The 17,613-nt window shown below is 65.3% G+C and carries 19 protein-coding genes; 13 read left to right on the top strand and 6 right to left on the bottom strand.

Annotated elements, in window-relative coordinates; genetic code table 11:
• Positions 1 to 73: 73 nt before the first annotated feature.
• Both prfH and ACI2KK_RS04530 read right to left on the bottom strand, forming a co-directional pair.
• Positions 74 to 694: a peptide chain release factor H gene (prfH, locus tag ACI2KK_RS04535; protein ID WP_404668039.1), complete on the bottom strand. Its 621-nt coding sequence runs from the start codon at positions 692 to 694 to the stop codon at positions 74 to 76.
• On the bottom strand, positions 694 to 1,830 hold the full coding sequence (locus ACI2KK_RS04530) for an RNA ligase RtcB family protein (protein WP_404668038.1): 1,137 nt from the start codon (positions 1,828 to 1,830) through the stop codon (positions 694 to 696). The genes prfH and ACI2KK_RS04530 overlap by 1 nt, the downstream gene beginning before the upstream one ends.
• Before the next feature lie 584 nt (positions 1,831 to 2,414).
• Here ACI2KK_RS04530 and ACI2KK_RS04525 point away from each other — a divergent pair.
• Entirely contained in the window at positions 2,415 to 2,792 is a 378-nt protein-coding gene (locus tag ACI2KK_RS04525; RefSeq protein WP_404668037.1) for a hypothetical protein, read from the top strand.
• A 282-nt stretch (positions 2,793 to 3,074) separates the two neighbouring features.
• Here ACI2KK_RS04525 and ACI2KK_RS04520 read toward each other — a convergent pair whose 3' ends face one another.
• Entirely contained in the window at positions 3,075 to 3,764 is a 690-nt protein-coding gene (locus ACI2KK_RS04520; protein ID WP_404668036.1) for a CatB-related O-acetyltransferase, read from the bottom strand.
• 147 nt (positions 3,765 to 3,911) lie between these two features.
• On the opposite strand from ACI2KK_RS04520, the gene ACI2KK_RS04515 reads away from it, so the two are divergent.
• Positions 3,912 to 4,373 carry an Lrp/AsnC family transcriptional regulator gene (locus tag ACI2KK_RS04515; RefSeq protein WP_217887456.1) on the top strand — a complete coding sequence of 154 codons (462 nt, stop codon included), beginning with the start codon at positions 3,912 to 3,914 and terminating at the stop codon, positions 4,371 to 4,373.
• On the opposite strand, the gene ACI2KK_RS04510 is transcribed toward ACI2KK_RS04515, so the two are convergent.
• Positions 4,339 to 4,602, bottom strand: coding sequence for a hypothetical protein (locus tag ACI2KK_RS04510; protein WP_404668035.1), 264 nt, complete (start codon positions 4,600 to 4,602; stop codon positions 4,339 to 4,341). The genes ACI2KK_RS04515 and ACI2KK_RS04510 overlap by 35 nt on opposite strands.
• Before the next feature lie 74 nt (positions 4,603 to 4,676).
• Between ACI2KK_RS04510 and ACI2KK_RS04505 the strand changes: the two genes are divergently transcribed.
• The 11 genes from ACI2KK_RS04505 (at position 4,677) to ACI2KK_RS04455 (ending at position 15,608) form a co-directional block, all read left to right on the top strand.
• Entirely contained in the window at positions 4,677 to 5,039 is a 363-nt protein-coding gene (locus ACI2KK_RS04505) for a toxin (protein WP_404668034.1), read from the top strand.
• Complete coding sequence (locus ACI2KK_RS04500; protein ID WP_404668033.1) at positions 5,017 to 5,331, top strand: helix-turn-helix domain-containing protein; 315 nt, start codon at positions 5,017 to 5,019, stop codon at positions 5,329 to 5,331. The genes ACI2KK_RS04505 and ACI2KK_RS04500 overlap by 23 nt, the downstream gene beginning before the upstream one ends.
• A 162-nt stretch (positions 5,332 to 5,493) precedes the next feature.
• Entirely contained in the window at positions 5,494 to 7,176 is a 1,683-nt protein-coding gene (locus ACI2KK_RS04495) for a flavin monoamine oxidase family protein (RefSeq protein WP_404668032.1), read from the top strand.
• A gap of 16 nt (positions 7,177 to 7,192) precedes the next feature.
• Positions 7,193 to 7,978 (top strand): carbon-nitrogen hydrolase family protein, encoded by a 786-nt coding sequence (locus ACI2KK_RS04490; RefSeq protein WP_404668031.1) that lies wholly within the window; start codon positions 7,193 to 7,195, stop codon positions 7,976 to 7,978.
• Between the two features lie 104 nt (positions 7,979 to 8,082).
• Positions 8,083 to 10,386 carry a pyrroloquinoline quinone biosynthesis protein PqqF gene (gene pqqF / locus ACI2KK_RS04485; protein WP_404668030.1) on the top strand — a complete coding sequence of 768 codons (2,304 nt, stop codon included), beginning with the start codon at positions 8,083 to 8,085 and terminating at the stop codon, positions 10,384 to 10,386.
• Between the two features lie 167 nt (positions 10,387 to 10,553).
• The gene (pqqA, locus tag ACI2KK_RS04480) at positions 10,554 to 10,625 is read left to right on the top strand and encodes a pyrroloquinoline quinone precursor peptide PqqA (protein WP_003243383.1); all 72 of its coding nucleotides are present in this window, start codon (positions 10,554 to 10,556) and stop codon (positions 10,623 to 10,625) included.
• A gap of 84 nt (positions 10,626 to 10,709) precedes the next feature.
• Entirely contained in the window at positions 10,710 to 11,621 is a 912-nt protein-coding gene (pqqB, locus tag ACI2KK_RS04475; protein WP_217841470.1) for a pyrroloquinoline quinone biosynthesis protein PqqB, read from the top strand.
• A gap of 38 nt (positions 11,622 to 11,659) precedes the next feature.
• Entirely contained in the window at positions 11,660 to 12,415 is a 756-nt protein-coding gene (pqqC, locus tag ACI2KK_RS04470; RefSeq protein WP_217887450.1) for a pyrroloquinoline-quinone synthase PqqC, read from the top strand.
• Complete coding sequence (gene pqqD, locus ACI2KK_RS04465; protein WP_404668029.1) at positions 12,412 to 12,687, top strand: pyrroloquinoline quinone biosynthesis peptide chaperone PqqD; 276 nt, start codon at positions 12,412 to 12,414, stop codon at positions 12,685 to 12,687. The genes pqqC and pqqD overlap by 4 nt, the downstream gene beginning before the upstream one ends.
• Positions 12,659 to 13,807 (top strand): pyrroloquinoline quinone biosynthesis protein PqqE, encoded by a 1,149-nt coding sequence (pqqE, locus tag ACI2KK_RS04460; protein WP_404668028.1) that lies wholly within the window; start codon positions 12,659 to 12,661, stop codon positions 13,805 to 13,807. Before pqqD ends, pqqE begins: the two co-directional genes overlap by 29 nt.
• A complete protein-coding gene (locus ACI2KK_RS04455) occupies positions 13,800 to 15,608 on the top strand; it encodes a prolyl oligopeptidase family serine peptidase (RefSeq protein WP_404668027.1) in 1,809 nt (602 codons plus the stop codon). The genes pqqE and ACI2KK_RS04455 overlap by 8 nt, the downstream gene beginning before the upstream one ends.
• Before the next feature lie 227 nt (positions 15,609 to 15,835).
• Here ACI2KK_RS04455 and ACI2KK_RS04450 read toward each other — a convergent pair whose 3' ends face one another.
• Together ACI2KK_RS04450 and ACI2KK_RS04445 are read right to left on the bottom strand one after the other, a co-directional pair.
• Entirely contained in the window at positions 15,836 to 15,994 is a 159-nt protein-coding gene (locus ACI2KK_RS04450) for a YqaE/Pmp3 family membrane protein (RefSeq protein ID WP_033696002.1), read from the bottom strand.
• 155 nt (positions 15,995 to 16,149) lie between these two features.
• On the bottom strand, positions 16,150 to 17,421 hold the full coding sequence (locus tag ACI2KK_RS04445; protein WP_404668026.1) for an aspartate aminotransferase family protein: 1,272 nt from the start codon (positions 17,419 to 17,421) through the stop codon (positions 16,150 to 16,152).
• Between the last annotated feature and the right edge of the window lie 192 nt (positions 17,422 to 17,613).

Genomic DNA, 17,613 nt, shown 5'->3' with positions numbered 1-17,613 from the left:
GGCTTTTGCGTTTTTGACGGGATCGCCTACACCGCCCGGCCTGGCTTTTGCTCGACGACTATTGGCACACAATCTACTCGTCAGCCGGCTCGAAGCGCTCGCCACGAAACACCCGACGTGGATTGCCACGCTCGATGCGGTGATGGAACAACCGCCGCTGCGCGCGCAGTTCGCTGTCGACCTGTTCTGCCTGTTGCGCCAGGCGTTGACCGATGAGCAGCAGCGCCAAGCGTTTGTTGGCGTGCTGGCTACGCTCGCTCTGTACCTTGACGCTGACGCCGCTGGCCAGGTGCGTGGCGCGCACTGCCGAGTCGGTGGTGTTGACATGCTGACCACCCGGCCCGGACGAACGCAAGGTCTCGAAGTGGATCTCGCTCGCCAATTCCGCTGCCGGTGGCGCAAACCGTGCGCCCCCAAAGAACCAGTTCTTGCGCGCATGCCCAGGCCGGTACGGACTGCTGCACGTCCATTGCAGCGAGCCCGTCCAGTGATCCGCCAGGCGCTCGGCCTGCTCGCCATCCAGTGCCAGCAACACCGAGCGCAAGGTAGCGCGCCGCGGCCCCGGCTCTTCTTCGAGTATCCGTACCGCCACGGCCTGGGCATCCGCTTCGGCCTGCAGCCTGAGCAATGCCTTGGCCACTGCCAGGGCACATTCTTCCGGCCCCTGAGCCGCCGAGAGTTGCAGCAGGATCATCAGCAGCACCCTCCGCGCGTCTTGTAGGTGAGCACCGGTTTCAGTCGTGCCAGCACGCGAACCAACCCCGCTTCACGCAAGGCACCCACCACCGAGTCGATAGCCTTGTAGGCCTCCGGCGCTTCCTCGTAGATCAGCGCCCGGTCGGCGCAGATCACGCGGCTGCCTAGTGCCGTACGACTCAGTTGCTCGACGCTGTAGCGCGAGGCGAGACGGTCCTTGCACTCGCTGCGCATCCATTTGCGTCCGGCGCCATGGGCCAGGGACAACAGGCTGCGCTGGTCGGCGATCGGCTGTACCAAGTAGCTGTAGTCGCCGCGCGAACCAGGGATCACCACCACCCCCTGATCCGACGGTGTGGCGCCTTTGCGATGCAGCCAACCCTCGAGCCCGTCGACCTGCGCTGGCGACACCAGGTTGTGGTTGATGTCGAGCAGTACATCGCCATCGCCGCGCAGGCGGTCGAGCATGCGCCGGGCAATCAACTGACGGTTGGCTTCGGCAAAACGCAGCGCGCCGTCGTGCCGGCCCAGGTAATGAGTGCTGGCCTCGCTGCCCGCCTCCAGTCCGCGATGACCGAACAGGTCGACCTGCTCACGCAAGATCGCCTCGCCCAAACCACGCGAGCCGCTGTGCACCAGCAACAGCAGGTGCTTGCGCTCGATGCCCAAGGCTGCCAGGGCCGCATCGTCGAAGCTTTCATCGAGTTGCTGCAGCTCGGCGAAGTGGTTACCACCACCAATGGTGCCTAGAGAACGCTCGTGCCCCGTGGCCGGCAAACCGAAGCTGGCGACGGCCTCCTGCCACGTCTCGTCGAGCGGCAGGTCGAGGTTGCCAAGGCGTTTCTCCAGCTTGTCCAGATGCAGCTTGGCGGTCGGGATGTCCGTGCGCCACAGCGCCATGCCGCAGCCGATGTCATTGCCGACCAGCGCCGGGTACAAACGCCCCAGGGAAAAGAATGCCGCGCCGACCGGATAGCCACGCCCCGGATGCAGATCCGGCATGCCGGCCACCCGATGCATGCCCCTTAGGCGAGCGGTGGTTTCGAGTTGTTGGATCGCTTTTCCTTCGATCCAGGTGTCGTCCGCGGCGACCAATACGGCGCCGTCGGACAAATTGCGAATGCAAGTGCCCATAGTCCAATCCTGATGGGTTGAAACAAAAAGATGTTCGGATTGGCAGGCCAGAGGCCGGGCGTTGCGGTACCGCTAACCAGTAGCGGCGAATGCGTTCAAGCCAGGCGCGACCTGCAAAGGGTGATCAACTGTTGCATGATGTACCTCCTTTGCTGTCGGGTGAGAGAAGGCGGGCATCTTAGGTGTGTAATTGCCACCTTGCAACAACCTTGATCACAAAAACCATACACTGGCGGTACAGTGCCCAGCTTCCACCCACTTCGCCAAATTACGCTCAACACCAGTAACCACGCTACTTCCAGCTAACTATGCCTACGCCAGGCTAGGCACGGTTTCACTGGGTTTGCAGCGTCTCCAGGCAACGCATAATCCTTTGCGTCCACGGTTCGAGTCCGTGTGGGCCCAGCAAAAACCAAAAAGCCGCGCTATTGCGCGGCTTTTGCGTTTCTGGCCCCCTGAATCATCCGCACACAGGCAATGTGCCTTTAGCACACCCGTCCTATTTTCTCCCTCGCGGCACCGCCCCAGAATCCCGTGCACTGCTTCGGCACCGGGTCGAAGCCCAGCATCCGAGGGAACGTCACATGAACACCAAGGGAATGATCGGGGCTCTGCTCGTTGCCCCCCTGCTGGCCTCGCTTGGCGGTTGCGTAGCGCCTGGCGGGCAGCAGCAAGGCTTTGGCAGCACTCAGGCGGCCAACGCCAACTCGCCCTGCACACCATCGGCCAGCGACAGCCTGATCTCCACCGGGCGCAGCCTGCTGAGCATCGCCAACTCGGTGCTGGAGACCAAGCAGAGCCTGAGCGGCGATTCGACCACCTACGCCCAGCGGGTGAAGGCAGCCGAAAGCGCGCAGAAGGTCGAGAAAGGCAACCAGATGATGGACCAGCTGGCTAGCCTTTCGGGAAGCAGCTCTTCGCCTTGCACGGCAGCAGCAGGGCAGACCAGCGCCTCGCGTTGAGCCCGGCTTACCGCACAACCGCGATGCATGGCACCGGCAGCGCCGGTGCTCGCGGTCAAAGGCGCTCAAGCCCCAGAGAAATGAATTTCGCAAATGCACCAAGGCGAGGGGCAGCACCCGCCTGAAGACCATGCGGTCCCTGTGGGAGCGGCTTCAGCCGCGAAGCAGGCACTGCGGTGGATGGCACCGGCTCTGCCGGTGTTCGCGGCTAAAGCCGCTCCTACAGGTACTCAACAGCGCTGGCAGATGTGTGCAGCGTAACGCCCAGCAACTCGCTTACCCTTACGCCAATACCTTGCCGCCCCGCCGCGAAATCTCGATACGCGCGTACTGCGCCTGCTCCAGCGCATCGATGCGTTCAAGGCAGGCCGCCGGGTCGTTCAGCGGCAGCTCGAGCAATTGCCGGGTGTCCTTCTCCCACCAGCGCGACGCCAGCAGCCGTTCGATCATGTCTTGCGGGTAGCGGTAGCGCATCACCTTGGCCGGGAACCCGGCCACCACTGCATAGGGCGGCACATCGCGGGTCACCAGGGCACGGGTGGCAATGATCGCGCCGGTGCCTACCTCGACACCCTCCATGATCATCGCGCCCTCGCCGATCCACACGTCATGCCCTACGCGGGCCGGGCGGCTCGGCGGCTCGTACTGCCACTGGGTGCCGGTGAACTGGAACGGGTGGGTGCTCAGCCAGTCCGTGGGGTGGGCGTGTTTTTCCTGGCCGATCACCACGCCGCTGCCGATCGAGCAATAGCGGCCGATCGAGCCGACCACCTGCAACGACCCACCACTGCGCATGTAGGTGTTGGCGCCAATCGATACCTCGAGGGTGGCCACGCTCACCTGCACGTCGCCCAGGCGCACATCGCCCTCCAGCGTCAGCCGGGCGCGCTTGCCGAACGCCGAAACGCCGGTGCTGACCTTGCAGCCGTGTTGGCGGATCCAGCGCCGCCAGTACCAGTCCTTGAGACTCATGTGTCGTTCACCCTGCCATCGTCCAGGCTGCCCGATTGCAGCTGGCCGCTATCGTACCGCCTCGCCGGCGGAAAGCCAGTACCGGCCGGGCCTTGCGCAGCCTGGCCGGGGTTCAATAGGCTAGCGGCTCGACCCAAGGGACCTACCATGCCGGCCACCTCCACCATCGCCCTCGACGACATCGACCGCCAGTTGATCGCCCTGCTGCAGATCAACGCCCGTGAAAGCGTCGCCACCCTTGCCCGACAACTGGGTATCGCCCGCACCACGGTGAACTCGCGCCTGGAACGCCTGGAACGGCACAAGGTCATCACCGGCTACGGCGTACGCCTGGGCCAGCGCCTGATCGGTGGTGGCCTGCAGGCCTATGTCGGCATCAAGGCGCAGCCGCGCTCGGGCAAGGAAATCGTGCGTCACCTCAGCGCCATGGGCCAGGTGCAGCAACTGTGCGCGGTCAGTGGCGAGTTCGATTATGTAGCCTGGCTGCACAGCGACTCGCCCGAGCAACTGGACCAGTTGCTCGACCAGATCGGCAGCCTGGAGGGGGTGGAGAAGACCACCACATCGATCATCCTCAGCAGCAAGGTAGACCGTGGGCAACCGGGCTGACGGCACCGCCACCATCAGGCGCCATTGCATCAACCAGGCCCTCCATCAGCATTGGCGACAGGCCGCGTAAGACAATTCTTCGTTTTCGACTGATCTGTAGGAAATAAGCAGCTGCCAACACCCAGCTTGCTGCTTTCAGCCCTTCCAGCACCTCAGGAACTTCAAGAACCTTCTGTTTATCGACATATCCAGCAACTTTCCCCACCTCCTTACTACCTGCCAACCCCATTTAGGCTCAGTCCAGTCCGACCCATTGACGGGCCGCCTATTCCACCTAAAATATACGCAGGTAACGTACAGAGCATGGATGCCCTATTTGTTGAATTGCCCGCTTTCGAGCGCTATCGCCCCGAGTATCTGGACGACGAGGATCTCAGACTGCTGCAACGGCTGTTACTGCTGCATCCGCATGCTGGTGACCTGATCAAGGGTACGGGCGGCCTGAGAAAGCTACGTTTCGCAGATGCGCACCGCCATAAGGGAAAACGGGGCGGCACCCGGGTCATCTACTACTGGTGGACAGCCGGCCAGCAGTTCTGGCTGTTCACGCTGTACGGCAAGCAAATCCAGGACGACCTGAGCCCACCGCAACGCCAAGCCCTTAAGCAGTTGCTCGAGCGCGAGTATCTGAGGAGAACAACCAATGCCACGCAACATCTTCACTGAACTCACCGAAGGCTTCGACGCTCTCGCCGGCGAGCGTGCCGGTAAGCTCACCCTGCGCTCGCACAAGGTCAGCTTCGCAGAGTTGGCCCCCCTGGCCCCGAATGAACTCATCGAGCTGCGCCAGCGCCTGAACATGTCACGCGCGGTGTTCGCCGCTTACCTGCGCACCAACGTACGCACCCTGGAAAACTGGGAACAAGGTCGCTCGCAGCCCAATGCCCAGGCCATAGCCCTGATTCGCCTGGTGCAGAAATACCCGCAGACCGTGGATCACCTGGCTTCTCTGACCTGAACCGTCATATTGGCTAAAGTGTGATACATAACGACCAATAAGAAGGCATAACGACCACACTCTGCATCTTATTTACGAACACCCCGCTCCCTAAAATGACCGCCAGGCATTTCCTATACTCAGGCTCCGCCCGCAGCGCAGCCCCTCTGGCAAGGTCACTCCATGAACAAGAACAACCGCCACCCCGCCGACGGTAAAAAGCCGATCACCATCTTCGGCCCGGACTTCCCCTTCGCCTTCGACGACTGGCTGGAGCACCCCGCCGGGCTGGGCAGCATCCCGGCCGAGCGGCACGGCGAAGAAGTGGCAATTGTCGGTGGTGGCATCGCCGGGCTGGTGGCGGCCTACGAGCTGATGAAGCTGGGCCTCAAGCCTGTGGTTTACGAGGCCTCCAAGCTGGGTGGCCGGCTGCGCTCGCAGGCCTTCAACGGCACCGACGGCATCGTCGCCGAGCTGGGCGGCATGCGCTTCCCGGTGTCGTCCACCGCCTTCTACCACTACGTCGACAAGCTGGGCCTTGAGACCAAGCCCTTCCCCAACCCGCTGACCCCAGCCTCGGGCAGCACGGTGATCGACCTCGAAGGCCAGACCTACTACGCCGAGAAAGCCGCCGACCTGCCGCAGCTGTTCCACGAAGTGGCCGAGGCCTGGGCCGACGCCCTGGAGAGTGGCGCGCAGTTCGGCGACATCCAGCAGGCCATCCGCGATCGCGACGTGCCACGCCTCAAAGAACTGTGGAACAAGCTGGTGCCGCTGTGGGACGACCGCACCTTCTACGACTTCGTCGCCACCTCGCGCTCGTTCGCCAAGCTGAGCTTCCAGCACCGCGAAGTGTTCGGCCAGGTGGGCTTCGGCACCGGCGGCTGGGACTCGGACTTCCCCAACTCGATGCTGGAAATTTTCCGCGTGGTGATGACCAACTGCGACGACCACCAGCACCTGGTTGTAGGTGGCGTCGAGCAGGTGCCCCAGGGCATCTGGCGCCATGTGCCGCAGCGCTGCGCCCACTGGCCGGCGGGCACCAGCCTCAGCGGTCTGCATGGCGGCGCGCCGCGCACCGGGGTCAAGCGCATCGCCCGCGCCAGCGACGGGCGCCTGGCAGTCACCGACAACTACGGCGATGTGCGCCACTACGCGGCGGTGCTCACCACCTGCCAGAGCTGGCTGCTGACCACCCAGATCGACTGCGAGGAAGCGCTGTTCTCGCAAAAGATGTGGATGGCCCTGGACCGCACCCGCTACATGCAGTCGTCGAAAACGTTCGTCATGGTCGATCGGCCGTTCTGGAAGGACAAAGACCCGCAAACCGGCCGCGACCTGCTGAGCATGACCCTCACCGACCGCCTCACCCGCGGCACCTACCTGTTCGACAACGGCGACGACAAGCCCGGGGTCATCTGCCTGTCCTACGCCTGGATGAGCGACGCCCTGAAAATGCTGCCGCACCCTACCGAAAAGCGCGTGCAACTGGCCCTGGACGCACTGAAGAAGATCTACCCGAAAACCGACATCGCCGGGCACATCATCGGCGACCCGATCACCATCTCGTGGGAGGCCGACCCGCATTTTCTCGGTGCCTTCAAAGGTGCGCTGCCGGGCCACTACCGCTACAACCAGCGCATGTACGCGCACTTCATGCAGCAGGACATGCCCGCCGAGCAGCGCGGCATGTTCATCGCCGGCGACGACGTGTCGTGGACCCCGGCCTGGGTCGAAGGCGCGGTGCAGACCTCGCTGAATGCGGTGTGGGGTATCATCAACCACTTCGGTGGCCACACCCACCCGGACAACCCAGGCCCGGGCGATGTGTTCCACGACATCGGCCCCATCGCCCTGGCCGACTGAGCGAAGGAGTAGCACCATGCGCATCGCCCTGTACCAAGGCACCCCCGGCCCACTGGATGTGCCCGGCAACCTCGAGCGCCTGCAACGCCAGGCCGAGCTTGCCGCCAGCCGCGGCGCGCAACTGCTGGTGTGCCCGGAGATGTTCCTCAGCGGCTACAACATCGGCCTGGAGCAAGCCGGCCGCCTGGCCGAGGCCTGCGATGGCCCGGCGGCGATGCGCGTGGTACAGATCGCCCAGGCCCAGCGCATCGCCATCGCCTACGGCTACCCCGAACGCGGCGACGACGGTGCGCTGTACAACAGCGTGCAACTGATCGACGCCCACGGCCGCAGCCTGTGCAACTACCGCAAGACCCACCTGTTCGGCGAACTCGACCGCACCATGTTCAGCCCAGGCGCCGACCACTTCCCGGTGGTCGAGCTGGATGGCTGGAAGGTCGGCCTGCTGATCTGCTACGACATCGAGTTCCCCGAGAACGCCCGGCGCCTGGCCCTGGCCGGTGCCGAGCTGATCCTGGTGCCGACCGCCAACATGACCCCCTACGACTTCGTCTGCCAGGTGACCGTGCGCTCGCGCGCGCAGGAAAACCAGTGCTACCTGGTGTACGCCAACTACTGCGCCAGCGAAGGGGATATCCACTACTGCGGGCAGAGCAGCATCGTCGGGCCGGACGGCAGCCTGCTGGCGATGGCCGGGCGCGAAGAGTGCCAGTTGCTGGCAGACCTTGAGCATGAACAGGTGCTCAAGGGGCGCCTGGCGTTCCCGTATCTGGCAGACCTGCGCCGCGACTTGCACCGGTAACCGGGGCCGCGCTGCCCAATCAACCACGCCAACCCTGTAGGAGCCGGCTTGCCGGCGATGAGGCCAGCACAGACAACCTCGCCACGGCGCGCTAGCATTGCCCCATGCCCGACACCCTCCAGCACCTCACCCTACCCAACGGCCTGCACCTCACCCTGCGCCACGCCCTGCGTCTGAAGCGCGCCGCTGCGGCCCTGCGGGTGCACGCCGGCAGCCACGACGCGCCGCCCAACTGGCCGGGGCTGGCCCACTTTCTCGAACACCTGTTCTTCCTCGGCACGCCGCGTTTCCCACTGCAAGACGGCCTGATGCGCTACGTGCAGGGCCTCGGCGGCCAGGTCAACGCCAGCACCCGCGAACGCACCACCGACTACTTCTTCGAAGTACCCCCCGCCTCACTGGCCGGTGGCCTGGAGCGCTTGTGCCAGATGCTCGCCGAACCGGACCTGGAGCTTGCCCGCCAACGCCGCGAACGGGAGGTGATCCATGCCGAGTTCATCGCCTGGTCACGCAACCCCGAGGCCCAGCAGCAGTTCGCCCTGCTGCAAGCTGTTTCGCCCCGTCACCCGCTCAGCGCCTTCCATGCCGGCAACCGCCACAGCCTGGTGCTAGGCAACCCCGCCTTCCAGCAAGCCCTGGCGCAATTCCACCAAGGCTTTTACCACGGCGGGCAGATCACCCTGAGCCTGGCCGGCCCGCAACCAGTCGAACAGCTGGAACAGCTCGGCCGACAGTTCGCCGCGTTGTTCGTCAAAGGGCAGCGGGTTGCGCAACAAGCCCCACCGCCACTGCTCGACCAGCCATTGGCGCCCGCCCAGAGTGACGACCTGCTGTTCGCCCATGACGGCCTGCCAGCCGGCGCCGAGCAGGCCCTGGGCCTGCTGCTCAGCCACCTCACCGATACCCGTGCCGGCAGTTGGCTGGCCGAGCTGCGCCAGCGCGGCTGGCTGCGTGACTGCAAGGCCCAGCTGCTGCATGCCCACGCCGGGCAACTGTTGTGGCACCTCAAGCTGCAATTGGCCGATGCCGCCAACCGCGACCAGGCCCGCGCGCTGCTGTATAGCTGGTTGGGGTTCTTGCGCCAGCAGGATCGCCAACGCCTCAACCACAGCTACGCCCGCTTGCAACAACGTCTGGAACAAACCGCCAGCGCCCTGGACCTGGCGCGCCACGACAGCGCCGGCGAAACCTTCGACGGGCTAGCCCCGCAAAGCCTGGCGGCGCTTGATGCATTACTGGACGACCTGCCCCACACCCACTCAGGCCAATGGCAGCTGCCAGCAGATGACGCCCTGCTGGACAACACCCTCGGCCCGGCAGCCGCTCCGCTACCAGCCGCCCTGGCTGTCAGCGACGCTGTACCTGCCACCCGCCAGTTCGCCGTGCTGTACCTGCGCTGGCAAGTCAGTTCGCCGCTGCGCGCGCGCTTCTGGCCGATACTCGAACGCGCCCTGCAGCCACTGCAGGCGCGCGCCGAGCGGGCTTCGCTGCAACTGGGGCTGAGCTGCGCCGGGCAGTACTGGCAACTGCGTATCGCCGGGCAACCCGAGCCGGTAATCAAGGCTGTACACGAGGCGCTTGAGCTACTGCGCTGCCCGGCCGCCGAACACTGGCATGCCGCCCTTGCCGCCGAACCAGCGCTGATCCCGCTGAGGGCATTGCTCAAGGCACTGCCAGGCGCCCTGCAACCAGTCGATAAGCACCCACAACCCGCCTGCCTGCTCGAGCAACCCTTGCTCGACAGCCTTTGGCAGCACGCCCGCTGGCAAGGCCTGGCAAGCGGCTTCGACAGTACCCAGCTCGGCGCCCTGGGCGCCGCGCTGCAAGGCATCATGGGCCAGCCGGGCGACCTCGCCCCGCCATCGCCCATGCAGGGCATGCACTGGAGGCAGGTCGACACCTCGGCCAGCGAAGCGGCGCTGCTGCTGTTCTGCCCGCTGCCAGAGGCCTTGCAAGCTGCCGGGCGCCTGCTCGCGCACCTGCTGCAAGGGCCGGTGTACCAGCGCCTGCGGGTCGAGTTGCAACTGGGCTATGCGGTGTTCAGTGCCTTTCGTCAGGTCGAAGGGGTCGGCGGGCTGCTGTTCGGCGTGCAGTCGCCCCACGCCAGCCACGGGCAGATTCTCGGCCATGTGCTCGACCTGCTGCAGCAAGGCATACGCCTGGACGCCACGGCGCGCCAGCAACTGGCCGAGCAGTTCGACGAAAGCGCCATGACCAATGCCGAGGTCAGCGAATGGCTGTGGCAGGCGCATATCGCGAAACACAATTCAGACCTTTCCTACACACGCTGGTCTATTCTGAAAGTCGAGCAGCACTCTCTGGACGTTTTGTTGCAGCAGCTGATCAGCGCCCGCCACGGCTGGCTCTGCCTGGCCAATGCCGCAGCACCGGACGCTCGCTGGCAGTAGGTGCAGGTGGATTGTTACCTGAAACGTAACAGCGCTTTTCGAAGAATTAACCTTTTAGTACAAATAATTCTTGTAAGATAGCGCAACCCCCTTTCAGGGAACCTCCTGCCCCAGGCGGTACCCAATGAACAGTTGTTCAACCCACCCCATCCGGAAGGAGACATCCCATGTGGACTAAACCTGCATACACCGACCTGCGTATCGGCTTCGAAGTCACCATGTACTTCGCCAACCGCTGATCAGCCGTTCTGCGGTTCAACGCCTCGGCCCGCCGGGGCGTTTTTGTTTTCAGCTACGGTTAACTGCATAGATAGAGAGTGGCCATGCACATCCAGATTCTCGGCTCTGCCGCCGGTGGCGGGTTCCCGCAGTGGAACTGCAACTGCGTCAACTGCAAGGGTTACCGTGACGGCACCCTGCGCGCCACGGCCCGCACCCAATCGTCCATCGCGCTTTCCGACGACGGCGAGCACTGGATCTTGTGCAACGCCTCGCCCGATATCCGCGCCCAGTTGCAGGCCTTTGCGCCCATGCAACCGGCCCGCGCCCTGCGTGATACCGGCATCGATGCCATCGTGCTACTGGACAGCCAGATCGACCACACCACCGGCCTGCTCAGCCTGCGTGAAGGTTGCCCGCACAAGGTGTGGTGCACCGACATGGTCCACCAGGACCTGACCACGGGCTTTCCGCTGTTCAACATGCTCAGCCACTGGAACGGCGGCCTTGAGTGGAACCGCATCGAGCTTGAAGGCAGCTTCGTCATCGACGCCTGCCCCAACCTGCGCTTCACCCCCTTCCCGCTGCGCAGCGCCGCCCCGCCCTACTCGCCGCACCGCTTCGACCCGCACCCGGGCGACAACCTCGGCCTGCTGGTGGAGGATACCCGCACCGGCGGCAAGCTGTTCTACGCCCCGGGCCTGGGCCAGGTGGACGACAAGTTGCTGGCGATGATGCACGGCGCCGACTGCCTGCTGGTGGACGGCACCCTGTGGGAAGACGACGAGATGCAGCGCCGCGGCGTCGGCACCCGCACCGGCCGCGAGATGGGCCACCTGGCGCAGAACGGCCCCGGCGGCATGCTCGAGGTGCTGGACGGCTTCGCGCGCCAGCGCAAGGTGCTCATCCACATCAACAACACCAACCCGATCCTCGATGAAGACTCGCCCGAGCGGGCCGAGGTGCAGCGCCGGGGCGTGGAAGTGGCCTTCGACGGCATGAGTATCGAGTTGTAAGGGCTGCCCTTGCACAACCAACCCTAACAGGAGCCCCCATGAGCGATGCAATGCCCCTGTCCCCTGCCGAATTCGAGCAGGCCCTGCGCGCCAAGGGCGCCTTCTACCACATCCACCACCCCTACCACGTGGCGATGTACGAAGGCCGTGCCAGCCGTGAGCAAATCCAGGGCTGGGTGGCCAACCGCTTCTATTACCAGGTCAACATCCCACTGAAGGATGCCGCGATCCTGGCCAACTGCCCGGACCGCGAAATCCGCCGTGAGTGGATCCAGCGCCTGCTCGACCACGACGGCGCCCCCGGCGAGGACGGTGGCATCGAAGCCTGGCTGCGCCTGGGCCAGGCCGTGGGCCTGGACCCCGACCAGCTGCGCAGCCAGGAACTGGTACTGCCCGGCGTGCGTTTTGCGGTGGACGCCTACGTCAACTTCGCCCGCCGCGCCAGTTGGCAAGAGGCCGCCAGCAGCTCGCTGACCGAACTGTTCGCCCCGCAAATTCATCAGTCGCGCCTGGACAGCTGGCCGCAGCACTACCCGTGGATCGACCCGGCCGGCTACGAGTACTTCCGCACCCGCCTGGGCCAGGCCCGGCGTGACGTGGAGCACGGCTTGGCGATCACCCTGCAGCACTACACCACCCGCGCGGGCCAGGAGCGTATGCTGGAAATCCTGCAGTTCAAGCTGGATATCCTGTGGAGCATGCTCGACGCCATGAGCATGGCCTACGAGCTGAACCGCCCGCCTTATCACACCGTCACCGATCAACGGGTATGGCACAAGGGGATCGCCCTATGAGCTTGGACCGCAACCTCACACCCAGCTGGCGCCCCGGCTACCGCTTCCAGTACGAACCCGCGCAGAAGGGCCACGTGCTGCTGTACCCCGAAGGCATGATCAAGCTCAACGACAGCGCCGGGCTGATCGGCGGGCTGATCGATGGCCAGCGTAGCGTCGCGGCGATCATCGATGTGTTGCAACAGCAATTCCCCGACGTGCCCGAAGTCGCCGACGATATCGAGCAATTCATGGAGGTGGCCTGTGCCGAACACTGGATCAGCCTCGCCTGAGGTGCCGGTCGGCCTGCCGTTGTGGCTGCTGGCCGAGCTGACTTACCGCTGCCCGCTGCAATGCCCGTACTGCTCCAACCCCCTGGACTTCGCCAAACAGGGCAAGGAGCTGAGCACCGAGCAGTGGTTCAAGGTAATGGCCCAAGCCCGCGAAATGGGCGCCGCGCAAATCGGCTTTTCCGGCGGCGAGCCGCTGGTGCGCCAAGACCTCGCCGAGCTGATCGGCGAAGCCCGGCGCCTGGGCTACTACACCAACCTGATCACCTCCGGCATCGGCCTCACCGAGCAGAAGATCGCCGCCTTCAAACAAGCCGGGCTGGACCATATCCAGATCAGCTTCCAGGCCAGCGACGAGCAGGTGAACAACCTCTTGGCCGGCTCGAAAAAGGCCTTCGCGCAAAAGCTGGAGATGGCCCGGGCGGTCAAGGCCCATGGCTACCCCATGGTGCTGAACTTCGTGACCCACCGGCACAACATCGACAAGATCGACCGCATCATCGAGCTGTGCATTGCCCTTGAAGCCGACTTCGTCGAGCTTGCCACCTGCCAGTTCTACGGCTGGGCGCACCTCAACCGGTTGGGCCTGCTACCAACCCGCGAGCAACTCGAGCGGGCCGAGCGCATCACCAACCAGTACCGCGAAAAGCTCAAGGCCGCCGGCAGCGCCTGCAAGCTGATCTTCGTCACCCCGGACTACTACGAGGAGCGCCCCAAGGCCTGCATGAACGGCTGGGGCAGCCTGTTCCTGACCATCACCCCCGACGGCACCGCCCTGCCCTGCCATGGCGCGCGCCAGTTGCCGGTGCAGTTCCCCAACGTGCGCGACCACGACCTGCAGCACATCTGGTACGACTCGTTCGGCTTCAACCGCTTTCGCGGCTACGACTGGATGCCCGAGCCGTGCCGCTCGTGCGACGAAAAAGAGAAAGACTTCGGCGGCTGCCGCTGCCAGGCCTTCATGCTCACCGGCGACGCCAGCAAGGCCGACCCGGTGTGCGGCAAGTCGCCGGACCACGGCATCATCCTCAAGGCCCGCGAAGAGGCAGAACACGCCACGCTTAAGATCGAACAGATGACCTTCCGCAACGAACGCAATTCCCAGGTCATCGCCCGTGGCTGATTTCAGCGCCGCCCAGGCGGTGGCCGCCGGTACCGACTTTGCCGAGCTGAAAGCCAGTATCGATGGCCTGTTCTGGGTCGAGTTCCGCCCCGCCGACGGCGCCTGCCGGGTATGGCACTGGCTCTATCACCAGGCCCGCTGCCTTACCCCCGAAGGTTTCAGCGTGCGCAGCCGGGTGTACGAATACGGCGGTGGCAGCTTTTGCCTGGGCGGCGACGGGCTGTTGTTCGTCAACGAAAAGGACCAACAGGTCTACACCCAGGCACTGGACGGTTCGGCCCCCGTCGCACTGACCTGCGACAGCGCCTGCCGCTACGGCGACCTGCAATGGCACGACGGTATGCTGCTGATGGTCGAGGAGCGCCACTGCGAACAGGTGGAGCACCGCCTGGTGGCATTGGCCGACGGCGTGCGCCAGGTATTGGCCGAAGGGGCGGACTTCTACGCCTCGCCAACCCTCAGCCCGGATGGCCAGCGCCTGGCCTGGGTTGAATGGGACCGCCCGGCGCAGCCGTGGACCGTCACCCGCCTGATGTGCCGCGAGCGCGATGGCGAAGGCTGGGGCCCGGCGCGCTGCATGGCCGGTGCTGATGAGTCGCTGCAACAACCCCGCTTCGACGCGGCCGGCCAGCTGTACTGCCTGTCCGATCGCAACGGCCACTGGCAGCCCTGGGGCGAAATCGATAGCCACTGGCAGGCTCTGCCTGCCGCAGCCGCCGACCACGCCGCAGCGCCCTGGCAACTGGGCGCCAGTACCTGGTTACCCTTGGGCCCGGCGAGCTACCTGGCCACCTGGTTCGAGAACGGCTTCGGCCAGTTGGGCCTGCGCGCAAGCGACGGCGAGATGGCACGCTACGCCAGCGCCTACACCCGCTTTCGCAGCCTGGCGATGGACGCCGACCAGCTCTACGCCATCGCCGCCTCGCCCATCAGCCCGCCCGCCGTGATCGCCATCGACCGGCACAGCCACGAAGTCAGCATCCTGGCTGGCGGCGCCGAAGTGCTGCCAGCCGCACGCATCAGCCAGCCCAAACCGATTCGCTACCCCAGCGGTGATGGCGAGGCCCATGGCTTCTTCTACCCGGCCATGACCGGCAAGGGCCCATCGCCACTGGTGCTGTTCATCCACGGCGGCCCCACCTCGGCCTGCTACCCGGTACTCGACCCGCGCATCCAGTACTGGACGCAGCGCGGCTTCGCCGTGGCCGACCTCAACTACCGCGGCAGCAGCGGCTATGGCCGCGCCTATCGCCAGGCGTTGCACCTGCGCTGGGGCGAAGCCGACGTGGAAGATGCCTGCGCGGCGGTGGCGCACCTGGCCGAGCAAGGGTTGATCGACCCGCGCAAAGCCTTCATTCGCGGCGGCAGTGCCGGCGGCTACACCACCCTCTGCGCCCTGGCCTTCCACGATGTGTTCCGCGCCGGCGCCAGCCTGTATGGCGTCAGCGACCCGCTGGCGCTGGGTCGGGCCACCCACAAGTTCGAAGGCGACTACCTCGACTGGCTGATCGGCGACCCGGTGCAGGATGCCGAGCGTTACCGCCAGCGCACGCCACTGTTGCACGCCGAGCAAATTCGCGTGCCGGTGATCTTCTTCCAGGGTGAGCTGGATGCGGTGGTGGTGCCGGAGCAGACCCGCTCGATGCTGGCCGCGCTGCAGGCCAACGGCATCGAGGCGGTCGCGCATTTTTACGAGGGCGAGCGGCATGGCTTTCGCCAGGCGGCGAACCTGGCCCATGCGCTGGAGGAGGAGTGGAAGTTCTATTGCCGGGTGCTGGCTGAAAAGACGCCCCCACTGTAGGAGCCGGCTTGCCGGCGATAGGGCCGGCACAGGCGAATGCTGGCACCGGCTGCGCCGGTGATCGCCGGCAAGCCGGCTCCTACAGGATCGCGCGAAGCCCGAACCAGGCGCCATACCTGTAGGAGCGGCTTTAGCCGCGAACACCGGCGAAGCCGGTGCCATCTAGCGCGGCGCCTGCTTCGCGGCTAAAGCCGCTCCCACAGGTGATCTCCTACAGGCTCATGCTTCTAGCGCTTGGCGATGATGTACACCGCATGCACGATCCCCGGAATGTACCCCAGCAGCGTCAGCAGGATGTTCAGCCAGAACGCCCCAGCGAAGCCGACCTGAAGGAACACCCCCAGCGGCGGCAGAATGATCGCGATGATGATGCGGATGAAGTCCATACGAAGCGCTCCTTGAAGGGTTAAAACAAAGACTCGCCGCGCTGGCCAGAGGTTCCACAGGCAAAAAAAACGCCCCGAGCCAAATACCTCTTGGCCAGGGGCGGTGCGCAGAAACGCGAGACGGTTCGTTGAAATTCGGTTGCCGGGGTGCCCTGTCAGGCGGTCACTGCGCGGCGCTCGTGTTGCCGGGCATGCAGGCGGGCGAAGGCCCGGGCCAGGCGCAGCAGCATCTCGTCGATGCTGCCCCGGCTGACCGTCAGCGCCGGCGAAAAGCGCAGCACATCGGCCTGCGGCGCGCTGAGCAGCAGCCCCTCGTGCAGGGCCTCGGCCAGCAGCGCCTGGGCATCGTTTTCACGCAGTTGCAGTGCCCATAGCAGGCCCTGGCCACGCACCTCACCCTGACCGTAGCGGCCCGCCAGGCGGCTGAGCCCGTCGCGCAGGTGGCGCCCGTTGTCCTGCACCTGCTCGAAGAAGCCCGGCTCCAGCACGGTGTCCAGCACTGCCAGGCCCGCCGCGCTCATCAGTGCGTTGCCATGGTGGCTGCCCTGCAGCTCGCCAGGCTCGGCGCAGCAGGCACTGCCACGGGCCAGCAGCGCCGCCAGGGGCACCCCGCCGCCCAGGCCCTTGCCGAGGGTGATGATGTCGGCGCGCACGTTGTAGGTTTCTTCTGCCAGCAGGGCACCGCAACGCCCTACCCCGGTCTGCACTTCATCGAGGATCAGCAGGATGCCCAGTTCACGGCATAGCTGCTGCACCCCTTGCAGGTACTCACGGGTGGCCGGGATCACCCCGGCCTCGCCCTGGATCGGCTCGAGCATGATCGCCACGGTGCGCGAGTCGACCTCGGCATGCAGCGCCGCCAGGTCGTTGAACGGCACCTTGCTGAAGCCTGGCAGGCCCGGCTCGCAGCGGTTGCACGGCAGCGGGTCGGACGCCGACAGCGCACCCAGGCTACGGCCATGGCAGGCCTGGCTGGCGGTGATGATGTGATAGGCGCCATTGCGGTGCAGTTGGCCCCACTTGCGCGCCAGGCGGATCGCCCCCTCGCAGGCTTCCGAGCCACTGTTGAGCAGGTAGGCCTGGTCGCTGCCGGTGCTCTGGCACAAGCGCTCGGCCAGGCCAAGCAGGGCATGGCTGGCAAAGCCCGCACCAGGGTTGATCAGCGCCTGGGCCTGGCTGCCCAGCGCCTTGACCAGCACGCTCGGGCTGTGGCCAAGGCTGTTGACCGCACAACCCTGGCTGAAGTCCAGGTAGGCGTGGCCGGCGTTGTCCCACAGCCAGGAGCCCTGACCACGCACGAACACTTGCGGTGCCTGCTGAGTGCCAGGCATCAGCCGTTCGGCGCAAGGCTGCGCAGCGGCCACGGCCGGGGCAGGCTTGGGCTCGGCAGCGGCAGGCGCCGGGCGGCGCAGCTTGAACAGGTTCATCGGGGCTCCAGCCAGTCACGGTCAGCGGCGGTCAAGGCCCCCGGTCGAGCGCCGGGTGGTTATTTTGCCTTACCTATCAAAAGTGTTTTTCATGCGGGGTAACAATCACGCTTTGCAGCGCTATAACCTGCTGCAATACGGCGCTAGACTAGGCTTCAACGGCCGTGCGGGCCATTTCGTTTTATCAGCTTT

Origin of the sequence: Pseudomonas sp. NPDC089406 (assembly GCF_044900265.1) — a bacterium.
Lineage (GTDB): Bacteria > Pseudomonadota > Gammaproteobacteria > Pseudomonadales > Pseudomonadaceae > Aquipseudomonas > Aquipseudomonas fakonensis.
Note: the sequence above shows the minus strand (reverse complement) of the source record. Positions and strands in the feature narration are given on the sequence as shown.